The sequence below is a fragment of the Pseudomonas sp. HP_01 genome (assembly GCF_055284355.1).
Genome location: NZ_JBTOPV010000010.1, coordinates 1 through 16,466 on the forward strand (window position 1 = coordinate 1; position 16,466 = coordinate 16,466).

General features: G+C 58.2%; 15 protein-coding genes and 1 tRNA gene. 6 read left to right on the forward strand and 10 right to left on the reverse strand.

All coding sequences use genetic code 11. The features are described 5' to 3' along the window. Window positions 1–489 precede the first annotated feature (489 nt). The 4 genes from ACYAR8_RS07490 to ACYAR8_RS07505 all read right to left on the reverse strand — a co-directional run bounded on the left by ACYAR8_RS07490 (window position 490) and on the right by ACYAR8_RS07505 (window position 4,305). On the reverse strand, window positions 490–1,788 hold the full coding sequence (locus ACYAR8_RS07490; protein WP_463579515.1) for an NAD(P)/FAD-dependent oxidoreductase: 1,299 nt from the start codon (window positions 1,786–1,788) through the stop codon (window positions 490–492). A gap of 252 nt (window positions 1,789–2,040) precedes the next feature. Then, window positions 2,041–2,580, reverse strand: coding sequence for an MOSC domain-containing protein (locus tag ACYAR8_RS07495; protein WP_463579516.1), 540 nt, complete (start codon window positions 2,578–2,580; stop codon window positions 2,041–2,043). Next, window positions 2,577–3,206 (reverse strand): DUF1780 domain-containing protein, encoded by a 630-nt coding sequence (locus ACYAR8_RS07500; protein ID WP_463579517.1) that lies wholly within the window; start codon window positions 3,204–3,206, stop codon window positions 2,577–2,579. The genes ACYAR8_RS07495 and ACYAR8_RS07500 overlap by 4 nt, the downstream gene beginning before the upstream one ends. Before the next feature lie 199 nt (window positions 3,207–3,405). Continuing rightward, complete coding sequence (locus ACYAR8_RS07505) at window positions 3,406–4,305, reverse strand: LysR family transcriptional regulator (protein ID WP_463579518.1); 900 nt, start codon at window positions 4,303–4,305, stop codon at window positions 3,406–3,408. A gap of 155 nt (window positions 4,306–4,460) precedes the next feature. Between ACYAR8_RS07505 and ACYAR8_RS07510 the strand changes: the two genes are divergently transcribed. Then, window positions 4,461–5,105 (forward strand): hydrolase, encoded by a 645-nt coding sequence (locus ACYAR8_RS07510; protein ID WP_463579519.1) that lies wholly within the window; start codon window positions 4,461–4,463, stop codon window positions 5,103–5,105. A 353-nt stretch (window positions 5,106–5,458) separates the two neighbouring features. Here ACYAR8_RS07510 and yacG read toward each other — a convergent pair whose 3' ends face one another. From yacG to pilB, 5 genes are read right to left on the reverse strand one after another with little or no spacing between them, the layout of a single operon-like run. After that, window positions 5,459–5,662 carry a DNA gyrase inhibitor YacG gene (yacG, locus tag ACYAR8_RS07515; protein ID WP_074888353.1) on the reverse strand — a complete coding sequence of 68 codons (204 nt, stop codon included), beginning with the start codon at window positions 5,660–5,662 and terminating at the stop codon, window positions 5,459–5,461. Then, window positions 5,662–6,282 (reverse strand): dephospho-CoA kinase, encoded by a 621-nt coding sequence (gene coaE / locus ACYAR8_RS07520; RefSeq protein WP_463579520.1) that lies wholly within the window; start codon window positions 6,280–6,282, stop codon window positions 5,662–5,664. The genes yacG and coaE overlap by 1 nt, the downstream gene beginning before the upstream one ends. Then, the gene (locus ACYAR8_RS07525; RefSeq protein WP_463579521.1) at window positions 6,279–7,151 is read right to left on the reverse strand and encodes a prepilin peptidase; all 873 of its coding nucleotides are present in this window, start codon (window positions 7,149–7,151) and stop codon (window positions 6,279–6,281) included. The genes coaE and ACYAR8_RS07525 overlap by 4 nt, the downstream gene beginning before the upstream one ends. Before the next feature lie 2 nt (window positions 7,152–7,153). Further along, on the reverse strand, window positions 7,154–8,371 hold the full coding sequence (locus ACYAR8_RS07530; RefSeq protein WP_463579522.1) for a type II secretion system F family protein: 1,218 nt from the start codon (window positions 8,369–8,371) through the stop codon (window positions 7,154–7,156). 2 nt (window positions 8,372–8,373) lie between these two features. Next, on the reverse strand, window positions 8,374–10,068 hold the full coding sequence (pilB, locus tag ACYAR8_RS07535) for a type IV-A pilus assembly ATPase PilB (protein ID WP_463579523.1): 1,695 nt from the start codon (window positions 10,066–10,068) through the stop codon (window positions 8,374–8,376). Window positions 10,069–10,292: 224 nt separating this feature from the next. Between pilB and ACYAR8_RS07540 the strand changes: the two genes are divergently transcribed. Then, a complete protein-coding gene (locus ACYAR8_RS07540; RefSeq protein WP_369318926.1) occupies window positions 10,293–10,727 on the forward strand; it encodes a pilin in 435 nt (144 codons plus the stop codon). Window positions 10,728–10,797: 70 nt separating this feature from the next. Next, window positions 10,798–10,873, forward strand: a tRNA-Thr gene (locus ACYAR8_RS07545). A gap of 297 nt (window positions 10,874–11,170) precedes the next feature. On the opposite strand, the gene nadC is transcribed toward ACYAR8_RS07545, so the two are convergent. Beyond that, window positions 11,171–12,019, reverse strand: a complete 849-nt coding sequence (nadC, locus tag ACYAR8_RS07550) for a carboxylating nicotinate-nucleotide diphosphorylase (RefSeq protein ID WP_463579524.1) — start codon at window positions 12,017–12,019, stop codon at window positions 11,171–11,173. 384 nt (window positions 12,020–12,403) lie between these two features. Between nadC and ACYAR8_RS07555 the strand changes: the two genes are divergently transcribed. The 3 genes from ACYAR8_RS07555 to ampE all read left to right on the forward strand — a co-directional run bounded on the left by ACYAR8_RS07555 (window position 12,404) and on the right by ampE (window position 16,169). Then, complete coding sequence (locus ACYAR8_RS07555; protein ID WP_463579525.1) at window positions 12,404–14,644, forward strand: DUF1631 domain-containing protein; 2,241 nt, start codon at window positions 12,404–12,406, stop codon at window positions 14,642–14,644. A 124-nt stretch (window positions 14,645–14,768) separates the two neighbouring features. After that, complete coding sequence (ampD, locus tag ACYAR8_RS07560) at window positions 14,769–15,317, forward strand: 1,6-anhydro-N-acetylmuramyl-L-alanine amidase AmpD (RefSeq protein WP_108118949.1); 549 nt, start codon at window positions 14,769–14,771, stop codon at window positions 15,315–15,317. 15 nt (window positions 15,318–15,332) lie between these two features. Next, a complete protein-coding gene (ampE, locus tag ACYAR8_RS07565) occupies window positions 15,333–16,169 on the forward strand; it encodes a regulatory signaling modulator protein AmpE (protein WP_463579526.1) in 837 nt (278 codons plus the stop codon). Window positions 16,170–16,466: the final 297 nt, after the last annotated feature.

Below are 16,466 nucleotides of genomic sequence, written 5' to 3' on the forward strand. Positions count from 1 at the left end.
GCTCCTCCCCCCCCCCCCGCCGCCCCCGTGGCCCCCCCCCCCCCCCCCCCCCCCCCCCCCGCTCCTACGCCTTCGGCAGAAGCGGGGCGGGGTATGCTTGAACTCTGGTGTTTTGATTCTCGCCGGATGCCGTAGGAGCGCGGCTTGTCCTGCGATCTGCCGGGAACCGGCAGTCAACGAGGCGATCCTTTTCCATCAGGCACACCGCATTGGCCGGTTTGCTGTCGATACGCGCCAGATCGCGGGACAAGCCACGCTCCTACCGAACTTTCATGCGCCGGACGTCCAGCGCCTGGCACAGATCATTGTAGGAGCGCGCTTGCCCGCGAAGACTGGGGTACAGCTGATAAAGATGCGTCGGGTGTACCAACGCTTTCGCGGGCAAGCGCGCTCCTACGCCTTCGGCAAAAGCGGGAGCGAGATATGCCTGAGAAGGTTATTCAAAGCCAGGCCCGCCGCATTGGCGCGGTGGGCCTGCAGGACTCAGTCTTAGTGCAGCTTCATCCGTGGCTCGGTGCCGCGGCCGATTCGGCTACCCAGCATGAGCATCAGCGTGCGGAACATGCCGTAAAGCGCCATCTGGTGCATGCGGTACAGCGAGACGTAGAACATCCGCGCCAGCCAGCCTTCGAGCATGACGCTGCCGGTCAGGTTGCCCATCAGATTGCCGACCGCCGAGAACTTCGACAGCGAAATCAGCGAGCCGTAGTCCTGATAGCGATACTCGGGCAGCGTCCCGCCCTCGATGCGCAGCTTCAGCGATTTCACCAGTAACGACGCCTGTTGATGGGCCGCTTGCGCGCGGGGCGGGACATTACGGTCGGTGCCTTTTTGCGGGCAGGCCGCGCAGTCACCGAAGGCGAAGATATTGTCGTCGCGTGTGGTCTGCAGCGTCGGACGAACTTGCAGCTGATTGATGCGATTGGTCTCAAGACCGGCGATGCCCTCCAGAAATGCAGGAGCGCGGATGCCCGCCGCCCAGACCTTCAGCGTTGCAGGAATCACCTGACCGGTCGCGGTCACCAGGCTGTCAGCCGTCACTTCGCTGACAGCCGAATTGGTCAGCACCGTCACGCCCAGTTTCTCCAGCGTCTTGTGCACCGGGCCGCCAATACGCTCCGGCAGTGCCGGCAGCACGCGTGGCCCGGCCTCGATCACGGTGATGCGCAGGTTTTCCGGCTTGATCTGGCCGAGCCCGTAGGCCGCCAGTTCGTGCGCGGCGTTGTGCAGCTCTGCGGCCAGCTCGACACCCGTAGCCCCGGCACCGACGATGGCGACGTTGATCTCTTCGGCCGCATCATTCTGGCTGGCGTGGGCGCGCAGATAGCGATTGAGCAATTGCTGATGGAAGCGCTCGGCCTGCTTGCGCGTGTCGAGAAACAGGCAGTGCTCAGCCGCGCCTTTGGTGCCGAAATCATTGGTCGTGCTGCCCACGGCAATCACCAGCGAGTCGTAGTCCAGGCTGCGCGCCGGGACCAACTCGTTGCCGTTTTCGTCGAGGGTCTCGGCCAGATGGATCTGCTTGTTCTCGCGGTCCAGCCCGGTCATGCGGCCCATCTGAAACTGAAAATGGTTCCACTTGGCTTGCGCCACGTAGTTCAGCTCATCCTCATAGGAGTTGAGCGAACCGGCGGCCACTTCGTGCAGCAGCGGTTTCCAGATGTGGGTCAGGTTGGCGTCGACCAGCGTGACGCTGGCCTTGCCTTTCTTGCCCAAGGTTTTACCCAGACGGGTAGCCAGTTCCAGACCGCCAGCGCCTCCGCCGACAATCACAATACGATGGGTCATGGGGATATCTCATAAGGCTTAAGGAATTCTGTGTCAGCGCAATCCGCGCGAGCGCAAGGCAGCTCATAGCGGCAGATCGCTTGGTAAACGGTTCAACGGGCCCGGTCCGAGCACCACCACAAGGAGCAGCCGAAGCCAAAAAGGCCGGCGCTCGACTTGGGCTGGGGGCTCGAAGGTACTCTTCGACACGCCCTGGGTCGGCAGGTTTCAGGCGGCTGATCATTTGAGGCTCTTAATCAATCTTGACCCGGATCAGGAAACGGCGCTGTTGGCTGCGTTAAAGTCCTGGACGCTCGGTTCGATCGGCTCGATACACAAAACGTCATCCAGACGCACGATGCCGCTTTGTATCACCCGCGCGGTGATTCCGCCATGGCCGCGAACGGCCTGAAAAATGCCGTGGCCCAGGCGTTGCTCAAGGCGTGCGCAGGGTTGGCACCAGCCGGTGGTTTCGAAGATCGCCTGACCGATGCGGAAGCGCCGGTTTTTCAGGCTGAACAGGTTGATGCCGCTGATCACGATGTTGCGCCGCAGATCCCGTGGCAACACCGGGTTGTCCTCGGTCCGGCCCATCAGCGAACTGACCACCGCAAAGTGCTCCCACTGGATCAGCGTCACCTGTCGAGCGTTGCGCGGGCCAGGGCGTGCATGATCGCCCGTCAGGCCAGCTTCGCGGCGGGCTTCCACGGCGTCAAGTTCAACCATCTCGCCACGGGATTCCGGGCGCACGCCGATCCAGCGCACACGCCCGCGCTGGGGTACATCGGCGATCAATTCCTGCAACGGACTCATAAACTGATTCCCACATCAAACACCACGCTACGGCCCAGATTGGTCCGCAGAAAATCCGGAGCGTCCGGATGGGCGAACAATACCCGGGCGAAGGTCGGTCCGACCAGCGAGAGTGATCGCCAGCCCTGACGTAAATACTCGGTGGGCGGAGGAAAGTGGCTGTTCAGGTCCAGCACCTCGCGTTTGAGGCTGGCGAAGGCAATGATGTCAAACTCGCCCAAATCCAGCCCACGCTCCTTGTAGTTGTGGGCCTTTTTGCGCAGGGTTGGCGCCAGGCGCCGCAGCAATTCGGCAGCGGGGATGCGTTTGGGTTTGGCTTCTCGTCTCACCAGTTGACTGAGTGAAAACGCGCTGCGTCGGCGTTGCAGTTCTTCACGCCACTCATCGTTGAGTCGACGACCTTCATCCAGAACGAAAAACACTTCAAAACACGCATCGCGAAACAGTACGTCCGGCGGCTCTTGCCCGGCAGGCAAGAAGTCGTCGGTGCGATGGGGAATGTTCAGGCCTTGCAGCAATCGTTCGCACACCCAACGTTCGCGCTCCCACTTGCGCGCATTGGACAGAAACGCGTTGGCTTGCTCGGCCTGGCTCGTCAAGAGACGCAGATAATCGGAGTCATCCATGGCGCCAAGCTTAACGCTCCGGAGGGGAGAAGAAACACCGGGTTAGATTTAAAGTTGGCTGGTTTGCTCGTATTTACCCCGGAGCCGGCTTGCTGGCGAATGCGGTGTATCAGTCCCCTTTGATGTATCTGACAGATTGCCTTCGCCAGCGCGCCAGCTCCTACGCATCGAAGTGAGCATTAATGCCATGGGATCCCTCTTAAAACGCTCCGGACTCAACCGACAGCTCAGCCACCAGAAAATCAATGAACGCCCGCGTCTTCATCGGCACTCGCCGGGACGAGGGATACACCGCGTTCACCGTAATTGCCGGCGCCTCCCAATCGCACAGCACCGGCACCAGACGCCCGTCCGCCACTGCGCGCTCGACGATGAAGTTGGGCAGCAGTGCGATGCCCATTCCCGCCACAGCAGCCTGCGCCAGGATGTCACCGTTGTTCGCGTGCAACGGCCCACTTACCGTCACCCGCTGGGTTTCCTTACCGTTGCATAACTGCAGACTCGCGCCGCTCTGCAGATAGCCGTAGCTCAGGCACTTGTGGTGTGCCAGATCCTTGGGCGTTTGCGGCGTGCCTTCGCGGGCCAGGTAGCCAGGCGAGGCCACCATGATCCTCGGCGCCGGGGCCAGCGAGCGCGCGATCATCGACGAGTCCGGCAGGCTGGCGATCCGAATCGTTACGTCGAAACCGCCCTTGACCGGATCCACCTGCTGATCGCTCAACACCACCTGCAGCTCGACATTCGGATGCAATTCGTTGAAGCGCGGAATCAGCGGCCCCAGACGACTCAGCCCAAACGACATCGGCGCGTTGACCCGCAATACGCCGCGTATCTCGCCCATGCCGGTCCGCGCCCGCTGTTCGGCCTCGTCCAGCGAGGCGATGACATCCCGACACGCGTCGTAGTACTCGGCGCCCGCTTCCGTCAGATGCAGGCTGCGCGTGGTGCGCTGCAACAACTGCACACCGATGGCTTCTTCCAGCGCCTGAATCTGCTTGCTGATTTTCGAGCGCGGTACGTCGAGCGCGCGGGCTGCTGCGGCAAAGCCGTTGGCGCCCACAGTAGCGACAAACGCGCGCATGCATTCGATACGATCCATGACCGTCCCTGAATTGGAAACAATGAGTCCCAATTCTATGGGATTGTTCCTTAAGCAGCCAGTCCGTACATTCACTCCCAAGCCAGCCAACAAGCGCGACGAGCGCAGCGGCTAACCCATATCGAACTCACTGCTGACCACTAAGGAATCTACCCATGTCCATTCGCGAACTGCTGAACCCAACCAACGCAGCCCTGATCCTCATCGACCACCAGCCGCAAATGGCCTTCGGCGTTCAGTCGATCGACCGCCAGACGCTTAAGAACAACACCGTCGGCCTGGCCAAAGCTGCCAAGATCTTCAACGTGCCGACGATCTATACCTCGGTCGAATCCAAAAGCTTCAGCGGCTTCATCTGGCCTGAACTGCTGGCGGTGTTCCCGGATCAGCAGCCGATCGAACGCACGTCGATGAACTCGTGGGAAGACAAGAAACTGGTGGAAGCGGTTAAGGCGACCGGTCGCAAGAAGTTGATCATTGCCGCGCTGTGGACCGAGGTCTGCCTGAACTTCCCGACGCTGGACGCGCTGGCTGAAGGCTACGAGGTGTACATCGTCACTGACGCTTCCGGCGGGACGACCAAGGAAGCCCACGACATGTCGGTGCAGCGAATGATTCAGGCGGGCGCAGTGCCGGTGACCTGGCAGCAGGTGCTGCTCGAATTCCAGCGCGACTGGGCACACAAGGAAACCTACGAAGCAGTGATGGAGCTGGTCTTGGAACACAGCGGCGCATACGGCATGGGCGTCGACTACGCCTACACCATGGTTCACGGCGCGCCGCAGCGTAAATTGGGCTAAAACCCTCGGCCAAAAAAAAGCTTCGCGATTAACGTCGCGAAGCTTTTGTTTTCTGCGGTTTATCGTCGAGCACGGTTCCGGTCATTCCGAGCGGAATATGTCCACAAACTCACCGGACACCGCAGTCCACTGTAGGAGCGCGCTTGCCCGCGAATGCGTCAGCACAGTCAACATCCTACTACCTGACCCACCGCCATCGCGGGCAAGCGCGCTCCTACAGTTAGATATCGATCCGGAACAAGGGGAATGCAGCGGCGCTGGTGATGTTCGGCCCGGAGTGGTTGGAGAGGGTTAAACGCACCCGTTACCTGTCGGCGCTCTCGAAGGACTCAGCCTCCGAGCGCCGAGTCTGATCAATGCTGACGAGGGTCGAGGTCGCCCGAAAACAGCTCGTCTTCAGCATCCGGCGCAACCGGAATCGCATGTTCTTCCGACGCCCAGGCACCCAGGTCGATCAGCTTGCAACGGTCTGAACAGAACGGCCGAAATTTACTCTCCGGCGTCCACTCCACGGGCGCTCCGCAGGTTGGGCAATCGACGGTCATTGGTTGGCTCATCATTGGCCTCCACGCAAAGTTAAATAAAAGTGATGCAGACGCTCGACCTCGCTTTTCAGCCAGGCCGGCTCACGGTCATTGACGATCACATCATCGGCCCGGCTCAAGCGCTCGTCGCGACTGGCCTGCGCCTTGAGGATCGCCCGTACCTGTTCCTCGTTGGTCTTGTCACGCAACACTGTGCGCTCGATCTGCACCGATTCCGGCACATCTATGACCAACACCCGCTGCACCATCTGGTGCTGAGAAGTCTCCAGCAACAGCGGCGACACCAGAATCGCGTAAGTCGATTCAGCGCGCGCCAGGTACTGACGGATTTCCTCGCGGATCAGCGGATGCAACAGGCCTTCGAGCCAGACCCGCTGTTGCGGGTCCTTGAAAATCAGCTCGCGCAACGCGGCTCGGTTCAGCGTGCCATCGCCCTGCAAGACGCTCGCGCCGAAGTGCTCGGCAATCTGCGCCAGGGCAGGGCGCCCGGGTTCGACCACCCAGCGGGCGGCCTGATCAGCGTCCACCAAATGCACGCCGAGATCGACGAAGCACTGAGCGGCCGCACTCTTGCCACTGCCGATGCCTCCGGTGAGGCCGAGAATCCAGGGTTTTGACGCAGGAGAAGTCATCTGAAACCGGCGATCTGCAAATACGAAGTCGTTATTTGATCACCCCAGAGCAATGCGATCCACCCCGCGAGCGCCAGATAAGGACCGAAGGGGATCGGCGTGCTGGTCTCGACATTGCGTAAGCGCAGCAGAATGAGGCCCAACACCGCCCCGACAATCGACGACAGTAGAATCGTCAGCGGCAGAATCTGCCACCCGCCCCACGCGCCGAGCATGGCCAGCAACTTGAAATCGCCGTAGCCCATGCCTTCCTTGCCGGTGATCAGCTTGAACAGCCAGAACACACACCACAACACCAGATACCCCGCGACCGCGCCCCACAGCGCATCGGTCAGCGACGTGAACAGCCCGAACGCATTGACGATCAGGCCCAGCCACAACAGCGGCAACACGATTGCGTCGGGCAGAAGCTGGTGGTCGGCGTCGATCAGACTCATCGCCAACAAACCCCATGTCAGCACCAGCATCGCCCCAGCCTGCCAACCGAAACCGAAATGCCAGGCGATAAAGGCCGAGAGTAAGCCACACGCCAATTCAACAAACGGGTAGCGCTTGCTGATCGGGGCTTTGCACTGGGAGCACCTGCCGCCGAGGAACAGATAACTCACGACCGGAATGTTCTCCCACGCGCGGATTTTGTGTGAGCAATGCGGGCAGCGGGAGTGGGGGAGGATGAGGTTGAAGGTTTCTGGTTGTGGCTCGGCGGGGAGGTCGAGCATTTCCCGGGACTGGGCTTTCCAGTCGCGGATCATCATTAGCGGTAATCGATAGACAACGACATTCAGGAAGCTGCCGACTAGCAGGCCCAAGATGAGTGCGCATAAAACAAAGGCCAGCGGGGAGCTGGCCAGGAGGTCGAGGAGGGGCATGGTTAGACGACTTGTCCGAGTTTGAAAATGGGGAGGTACATGGCGATCACGAGTCCGCCGACAATAACGCCAAGGAAAGCCATGATCATGGGTTCCATGAGGCTCGTCAGGCTGTCCACCATGTTGTCGACTTCGTCCTCGTAGTAGGTCGCGACTTTATCGAGCATTGAGTCCAGCGCGCCGGATTCTTCCCCAATCGCGGTCATCTGTATGGCCAACATCGGAAATACGCCGGTGCTCCGCATGGAAAAGTTGAGCTGCATGCCGGTGGAGACGTCCTGTTTGACTTTGTTGACGGCGTTCTTGAACACAACATTACCGGTGGCGCCAGCGACGGAATCAAGCGCCTCTACCAATGGAACGCCCGCGGCGAACGTCGTGGACAAGGTCCGTGCGTATCGCGCTACTGCGGACTTGTACAACAAAGGGCCAATAACGGGGAACTTGAGGAGTGCTCGGTCAAGGCCATTTCTAAACTTTTCGGAAGTTCGGTATGCGCGCCGAAACAAGAAAATACTCAATGCGATCCCGCCCAAGATCATCCACCAATACTCCTGAACCATTTTTGATAGGCCAATCACCATCAATGTGAATGCAGGGAGCTCAGCTCCGAACCCGTCGAAAATGCTCTGAAACTGAGGTACGACTTTGAGTAACAAGATCCCCGTTACGATAAACGCGACAACGATCACAGCGATTGGATAGGTCATCGCTTTTTTGATCTTGGCTTTCAGTGACTCAGTCTTTTCTTTGTAGGTTGCGACTCGATCCAACAACGTTTCGAGAGCACCTGCTTGTTCACCTGCATCTACCAGGTTGCAGAAAAGATCATCGAAATATAAGGGCTTCTGCCTCAGCGCCGTTGCGAAGCTGTGTCCGGCGGCGACCTCTTGCTTGATGTCGTCTACCAGCTTTCGCATGTTCGGGTTGTCATGCCCCTCGCTGATGATGTCGAAGGATTGCAACAGCGGCACACCTGCTTTCATCATGGTTGCCATCTGGCGGCTGAAGAATGCGATGTCCAACGGCTTAATCTTCTTGCCTTTGCTGAAGATCGAAGCCGATTTTTTTCGGACTTTGGTCGGGTTGACTCCCTGCTTTCGCAGCTGAGCTTTTACCAAGGCAGGATTGTGCCCATTGATTTCGCCAGTGAGCTTAGTCCCTTTTTTATCTACCCCTTCCCAAGCATAGACGCTGACTTTTACTGCTTTGGTCGCCATGCTTAATCCTTGGTCACCCTGTTTATTTCTTCAAGACTGGTCACACCCTGCATCGCCTTCATCAGGCCCGAGGTGCGCAGATCGTTAAAGCCGTCTCTGCGCATCTGTTCGGAAATTTGGATCGAATTGCCTTCCTCCATGATGATGCGCTCCAGCGCTGGCGTGCTCTTCACCACTTCGTAGATGCCTACGCGGCCCTTGTACCCGCCGTTGCAGTGCTCGCAGCCCACTGGAGAGTAAAGCTGAAATGCGCCGATCTGCGACTCGGGGAAACCTTCCGCAATCAAAGTTTCACGCGGAATCTCAACCTCCTTTTTGCAGTGGGGGCACAGTTTCCGCGCCAGGCGTTGAGCGATGATCAGGTTAATTGCCGTCGCTATATTAAATGCCGCCACGCCCATGTGATGAAGCCGGGTAAGCGTCTCGGCCGCGCTGTTGGTGTGCAGCGTAGACAAAACCATGTGTCCAGTCTGCGACGCCTTAATGGCAATTTCGGCAGTCTCGAGATCTCGAATCTCGCCAACCATGATTACGTCAGGATCCTGACGCAGAAACGCCCGCAGTGCCTGAGAGAAGTCCATCCCCTGACGCGGATTGACGTTGACCTGGTTGATGCCCTCAAGGTTGATCTCTACCGGGTCTTCTGCTGTCGAGATGTTGATATCAACGGTGTTGAGAATATTCAATCCGGTGTAAAGCGACACCGTTTTACCCGAGCCGGTAGGGCCAGTCACAAGGATCATGCCTTGGGGTTGGCGTAGAGCCTCAAGGTAGAGCGCCTTTTGTTCAGGCTCATACCCAAGCGCGTCGATGCCCATTTGTGCAGTAGTAGGGTCCAGAATCCGCATCACAATCTTTTCACCCCACAATGTAGGCAGGGTGTTGACCCGGAAGTCGATGGCGCGGTTTTTAGAAATTCTGAGTTTGATGCGACCATCTTGGGGTTTGCGACGCTCCGAAATATCGAGGCTCGCCATGACCTTTAGGCGTGCAGCAATTCGCCCAGCAAGGTGAATGGGCGGCTTCGCCACCTCATGGAGAATGCCGTCGGTACGGAGCCTTACCCGAAAGATCTTTTCGTAGGGTTCGAAATGCAGATCAGACGATCCTAGGCGGATAGCGTCCATCAGCATCTTATTAACGAATCGGACGACCGGCGCGTCATCGGCGTCTTGACCGCCGATCGCGGTCTCTTTGCTCTCATCGACCGCCTCGATTTCGAGGCCCAGATCGACGTCCGCCAAGTCGCCCATACCAGCATTACCGTCGAAGAACTTATCGATAGCGATGGTCAGTTTGTCGTCTTCGACCAAAATGGCTTCAGTGGTCAGGCCGGTGCTGAACTGGATGTCAGTAATAGCTTGATGATTGGTGGGGTCAGATATGCCCACAAAAAGCTTGTTACCCCTACGCCACAGCGGAAGCGCGCAGTGCTGGCGAATGAGCTTCTCACTGACGAGCCCTTTCGGTTGGGTCTCCTTGTCCAGCGTGCCGAGATCAAGAAAAGGAATGCCGAATTGATCTGACGCGACCTCAGCCAGCGTAATGCTCTTAAGTAGCTTCGTCTCGACGAGGTGGTGCACAAGCGAAACCTTGTCACGTCGCGCTTGTTCGTAGGCTTTTTGGGCCGTTTTCTCAGTGAGCAGCTCAGCCACAACAAGTTGTTTAGCCAAGCCGGTTAGGACGACGTCAGTCATTACAGCCACCAGATCCAGACATTGGACCGTTTATAGCCTAGTCAAGCTTGGCTGCCAAATAAGCAATGTCAGGGTGACGGAAATTGTCACTTTGTGCTGACTCCGCGCGCCGTTTGCGACGGGGGCGCTTGCAGAAGGGGCAACGGCTTCGGCGATTAGAAACTGGCACGTTGCGTGCAATTACTACTTCGAGCAACACCAAATTGACGCTTGGAGTAGTAGCGATGAATTTACAAAAAGGTTTTACGTTAATCGAGCTGATGATTGTCGTGGCGATCATCGGGATCCTGGCCGCGATCGCAATCCCTCAATATCAGGATTACGTGGTGCGCGCGCGCTGGGCTGACAACAACACTGCGATTGCGCCTGTGAAAGCAGCAATCGCAGAGTGCCTGCAGACTAACAACAGCGTCCTCGCCAGTTGCGACACCCCCGCAAGGCTGTTGACGACCGTCGGGTATGCAGGTCTTCCTGCTGCGACCCCTAACATGAACGCTGTGGTTATGACTCCTGGTACTGCGGCAATCGTGGTAACTGGTACAGCGGCGGCAGGTGGTTGCACTGTCACTTGGACGCCGGGCGTTGCTGATGCTAACCGCATCACTTGGGCTAGTGTGACGGGCGGTGGCTGCACTCGTTCTCGTACTGGTGTGAACTAACGACACCGCCAGAGTCGGCGTTTTGTAGGTGGGGCTGGCTAGAGCTTTTACTTACACCACAACGCTTTTCGCCGAAATAGCTCAGTCGGTAGAGCAGCGCACTCGTAACGCGAAGGTCGTAGGTTCGATTCCTATTTTCGGCACCAGAAACACAAAAAGCCCGGTCCTCAAGACCGGGCTTTTTCTTACCAACATTCTTACAACCTCGCCAATCAACAAATCCCCGGCGGAATCCCGTCCTTATTAAAATCCTTCAACCGCTCCTTTTCCTCCTCAGTCGAGTGGGCCGGAACGTCTTCTTCAGGTTCGACAGGTTTCTTCTCGTCAGCCATCGTCATTTCCTCATCCGTCTAATCACCAATCCGATTTCAGGGATCTCAGGCCCATAACAAGCAGAGCCCTGGCAATCCACGCAGTTCAACCTTTACGACGTCGCGACGCTTTCAAATGCTCAACCGCATCGACAAATCCACCGCCTTCACATCCTTAGTCAGCGTCCCAATGGAAATGTAATCAACGCCCGTTTCAGCAATGGTCCTCAGGGTCGCGTCAGTCACACCGCCGCTGGCCTCCAACTTGGCGCGACCCGCAGTGAGGCGCACAGCCTCGCGCATGTCGTCCAGGCTCAGTTCGTCGAGCATGATGATGTCGGCGCCGCCGTCGAGGGCCTGTTTGAGTTCGTCGAGGCTTTCCACTTCGATTTCCACGGGCTTGCCCGGTGCGATCTTGTGGGCGGCGGTGATGGCTTCCGCAATGCCGCCGCATGCGGCGATATGGTTTTCTTTGATCAGGAAGGCGTCGAACAAGCCGATGCGGTGGTTATGACAGCCGCCGCAGGTGACGGCGTATTTCTGAGCCATTCTTAAACCCGGGAGGGTTTTGCGTGTGTCGAGCAGTTTGACTTGGGTGTCCGCCACCATGTCGGCGTAGTGCCGGGCGCGCGTCGCAACGCCTGACAGCAGTTGCAAAAAGTTGAGCGCGCTGCGTTCGCCCGTCAGCAGCGAACGGGCAGGGCCTTCCAGGTGGAACAGCGCCTGATTGGGCTGCACGCGATCGCCGTCAACAATCTGCCAATGCACCGCGACGCGTGGGTCGAGTTGACGGAAGACCGCGTCAACCCACGCCGTGCCCGCAATCACCGCTGCGTCGCGGGAGATCACAGTGGCCTTGGCCAGTCGCTCCGCCGGTATCAGCTGCGCAGTGATGTCGCCAGTGCCGACATCCTCGAGTAACGCACGGCGCACGTTTGCGTCGATTTCAGCAGTGAGGGCGTCAAGACGTAGGTTTGGCATATCAGGCTCCACGGACTAAGTGCGCCGAGTATATGGCAGACTTGTGTACCAACCTAAGTAGGCCAGGTGCTCAGTCGGGTGCATAACCTGCACTTTGTCGGTTTTTTACTCGGTTATGCGACAGATTGCGATTTTGAGGGTCTATCGCTGCGCACGTCCCTTCGCCGCCTCCTATTATTCCAACTAAGGCGAAGACACCGCTGGCGAGCGGGTCTGATTTACCTGATACTTTCGCCTTGTATTTGACGTCATGGCGTTGACGTTAGCCTGCAACATCCCCAGGGATAAAATTTTGAGATCCGTCCGAATGGAGTCGAGTCTTCATTCGCTGCGGGGTGTAGCTGTTGTTAAAGCAGTTGTGTCGACGGTGTGAAGGAGTCCTTGATGCAGAACGACAGTAATAAAGTGGTGCCATTGAAGGCGGGTCCGGATAATCCCGGTTCCTCGCCTCTCGCTCGGCTGCCCGTCGTTCTGCTTCAGGTGCGTGATCGGGCCGCTCAGCAGTTGAAGGAAAGCCTGCAGACGCTGTTCGATAACGCTGATGACACGCTGTTCGAAATGGCTGATCGTGCCCACAACAACGCCGAACAGAACATCTTTTTCGAGGCCATGCGCGACTTGCGTCTGAAGCGCAAAAGCATCGAGCGCAATTTCCTCGACAAATTCTTTGAGGCGTTCCTGCGCCTGGGTCAGTACGAAGTGGCTGAGCCACCGATGCCAGAGCCCGTTTCCTACGACAAGCTTGCGCTGGTTCACAACGACGATCTTGAGCGAACCGTGGCGGTAGACGCCATGGTGGTCAAGGTCATGAGTCGCGACGGTATCGCCCTTGGTCAACTGACCACACGTTTGAATGTACTGATCCCGCAGCCGTTGACCGACGAGACCAATCCGATGGGTCCGACGCTGCTGTGTGACTATTTCCTGCAGGCCGGGCGCAGCCTTGGCGTTGAAATCAAGGTGAAGCTGATCATTCTCAAATTGTTTGAGAAGTACGCTTTGAGCAACGTCGATCAGCTCTTTGAGGAAGCCAACCAGTTGCTAATTTCCGCAGGTGTATTGCCGGAACTGAAGGCGCTGCCTTCCCGTCGCTCGACTGATCGTATCGCCAGCGTGCCGCTGTCGAGTGAAGCCATGCGCGCCGACAACGCCGCCATTCTTCAGGCGACGGAGAGCCTCGATAAAAGTGTTCAGGACGTGTTTTCTGCATTGCAGGATTTGCTTGTTCACGTGCGTGGCCACCTCACTCCGCGCCCCGATTCGGTGACCGAGGCGCGCCCGATTTCGAGTCAGGATCTGCTGCGTCTGCTGTCCCATTTGCAACAGTACGTACCGAAAGTCGAAGAAAGTGACGACTTTGATCTGCGCGCCCAGCTTGAGCAGTTGATCAGCCGTGTGAGCGCGAGAAGCGGCAAGTTTCGCGTGGTCGGCACGATGGATGAGGACGTTATTAACCTCATCTCGATGCTCTTTGAATTCATTCTCGACGACCGCAACCTGCCGAGTTCGCTGCGCGCGTTGATCGGCCGTTTGCAAATTCCAATGCTCAAGGTCGCGGTCATCGACAAGAGTTTCTTCAGCCGTGGCAGCCATCCTGCGCGCCGGCTGCTGAACGAAATCGCTTCTGCTGCGCTCGGCTGGGGTGGTCGCGACGACACCCAGCGCGACTCGCTCTATGCCCGCATCGACCAGATCGTCCAGCGCCTGCTCCACGATTTTGTCGATGACCCGGCAATTTTCACTGAGTTGCTGGTGGATTTCCTGGCGTTCACCAGCGACGAGCGTCGTCGCAGTGAACTGCTGGAGCAGCGCACCCGTGATGCCGAACAGGGCCGTGCATTGGCCGAGTTGGCGCGTCAGCGGGTGCAGCAGGCGCTGAATGACCGGCTGCTCGGCAAGACCCTGCCGCAGGTGGTTGTTCGCCTGTTGCAGGAGGCGTGGAGCAAGGTGCTGTTGCTCACATGCCTGAAGCACGGCGACCAGTCAGTTGAATGGACGTCAGGTCTTCAGGCCATGGATGATCTGATCTGGAGCGTCGAGTCCCACGACGAGCCGGAAGCGCGACAGCGTCTGCTTGAGCTGGTGCCTGGGTTGCTCAAGTCCCTGCGCGATGGCTTGAGCAGTGCCGCTTTTGATCCGTTTGCCACCAGCGAATTCTTCAGTCAGCTCGAAGTGCTTCACGTCAAGGCGTTCAGCCACGTGACCAGAGCACCAGGCACGGGGCCTGATGCCGATCAGGCCGGGTCTGATAACGGACCGGCGATGATGGCCGTTGTCGAAGAGATCATCCTGGTTGGGCCTGGCGAGCAGATTCAGACTGAGCCGTCGACGCAGTTGCCTGCCGACGACGAAGGTTTGATGCAAGTCGAAAAGCTTCGTCTGGGCAGTTGGGTCGAAATCCACGAGGACGAATCCCACAAGCTGCGCTGTAAACTGGCTGCCATCGTTGAACCGAGCGGACGCTATGTGTTCGTCAATCGCACCGGCATGAAGGTACTTGAGAAAACCCGCATGGGCCTGGCGGTGGAGTTCCGTCGCGGCACCATTCGTGTTCTCGACGACGCCCTGCTGTTCGACCGCGCGCTGGAGTCCGTACTGGGCAATCTGCGCAAGCTCAAGGGCTAAGCGCCAGATCAGTCCTACGACTTCCAAATGCGAATCCGCATGACCTCAGCGTAGATTCGCCATCCACATCCTTTTTCGCCGCGGGCATACTGCGCGCTGTCGTTTCACGCTCTAAGGACTTCCTATGCATCTGGACCCTGCCACCGGCTGGTGCCACGGCGCGCAGCACTGCCCTTCGCCCAATTTCAATGACCGACCGGAAAACGAGATCTCGTTGCTGGTGATCCACAACATCAGTCTGCCGCCCGCGCAGTTCAAGACCGGCAAGGTCCAGGCGTTTTTTCAGAACCGGCTGGACGTCACAGAACACCCTTACTTTGAAGGCATCGCCGAGCTGCGGGTGTCTGCGCATTTCCTGATTGAGCGCGACGGGGAGGTGACTCAATTCGTGTCGTGCCTCGATCGTGCGTGGCACGCAGGTGTGTCGGTATTTGAGGGTCGCGAAACGTGCAATGACTTTTCCATTGGCATCGAGCTTGAAGGCACGGATGATCAGCCTTTCACCGAGGCGCAGTATGAGGCATTGATCGAGTTGACTCGCCAGTTGCAGGCGGCGTGGTCGGCAATTACGGTGCAACGCATATGCGGTCACAGCGACATTGCGCCGGGACGCAAGACCGACCCGGGTCCATGTTTTGACTGGGCGCGGTTTCGTGCCGCCCTGGATGTTTGAAGTGAGGAACAGCTAATGAGTTTTCTGGTTTTGCTGCTGGCGGTGTGGATCGAGAAGTTCTCGGCCCTGCGTCAGCGTATTCAGCGCGACAGGCCATGGCTCAATCAATTGAGCCGGCTGGAATCCAACCCGCATTCAGCCAAGCGGCCGTGGTGGATTTTGATGCTGACGGTAGTGCTGCCTTTGGTGGTCCTGGCCCTGGTGCTGGTGATTGTCGGATCGGTGGCCTACGGCTGGCTCGCCCTTCCGATCCACTTGCTGGTGCTGATTTACAGCCTTGGCCGCGGCGACGTCAAAGCCGCGCTCGGCTCGTTTCGAGACGCCTGCCGTCGGGGTGATCAGGAAGCGGCGGTGCTGGTGGCCGAACGTGACCTGGGTGTCCGGGCCGAGAATGAAGAGCAGCTGTTGGGCGGCGCTCAGAGGTATTTGTTGTGGGAGATTTATCAGGGTTTTTTCGCGGTCATTTTCTGGTACTTCGTACTCGGCCCGGTTGCCGCGCTGGCTTACCGCTTGTTGGCGCTCGCTTCGGAGCACGGCAAAACACCGGCACTCGTTGAGCGCGCGACCCAGGCAAGGCATGCCTTTGACTGGGTGCCTGTGCGCTTGCTGGCGGCCAGCTTTGCACTGGTTGGAAACTTCGTCGCGGTCAGTCGCGTGATGCTCAGCGAGCTGCTCAACTGGAACATCAGTGCTTCGCGCCTGATCAGCAAAGTCGGCTGCGTCGCCGGCGAGGTTCCCGCGCCAGTGGTGGGCGTTGAGGGCGTCAACAGCCTGGATGTGTTGTGGGAGCTGCTCATCCGCTCGGCCATCGTCTGGTACGTCGGCTTCGCGTTGATCACCTTATTCGTTTGAATCGTCGGGAGTCGGCAAGCCGGCTCCCGCATGTTCAGCCCTGGCTTCGCTTTGCCTAGATGTCCTCCCTGAAATATCCGTGTTGCTGCTTCGCTAACTCGCCGCTGATTGATATAGATCAATACCCAGCCGGTCCCTGACGCTATCCTCTTTTGCCTTCGGCTAGACGCCGCCACCCCTCTGAACTGACAGTTCTTCTCCACGTTATTCATTCTTCATAAAACATTAATAGCCTAAGTAAGGATGGCTTGTCGCAAGCAACTAGCGGCCGGCTGGATTCTTGATTAACAAGAATCC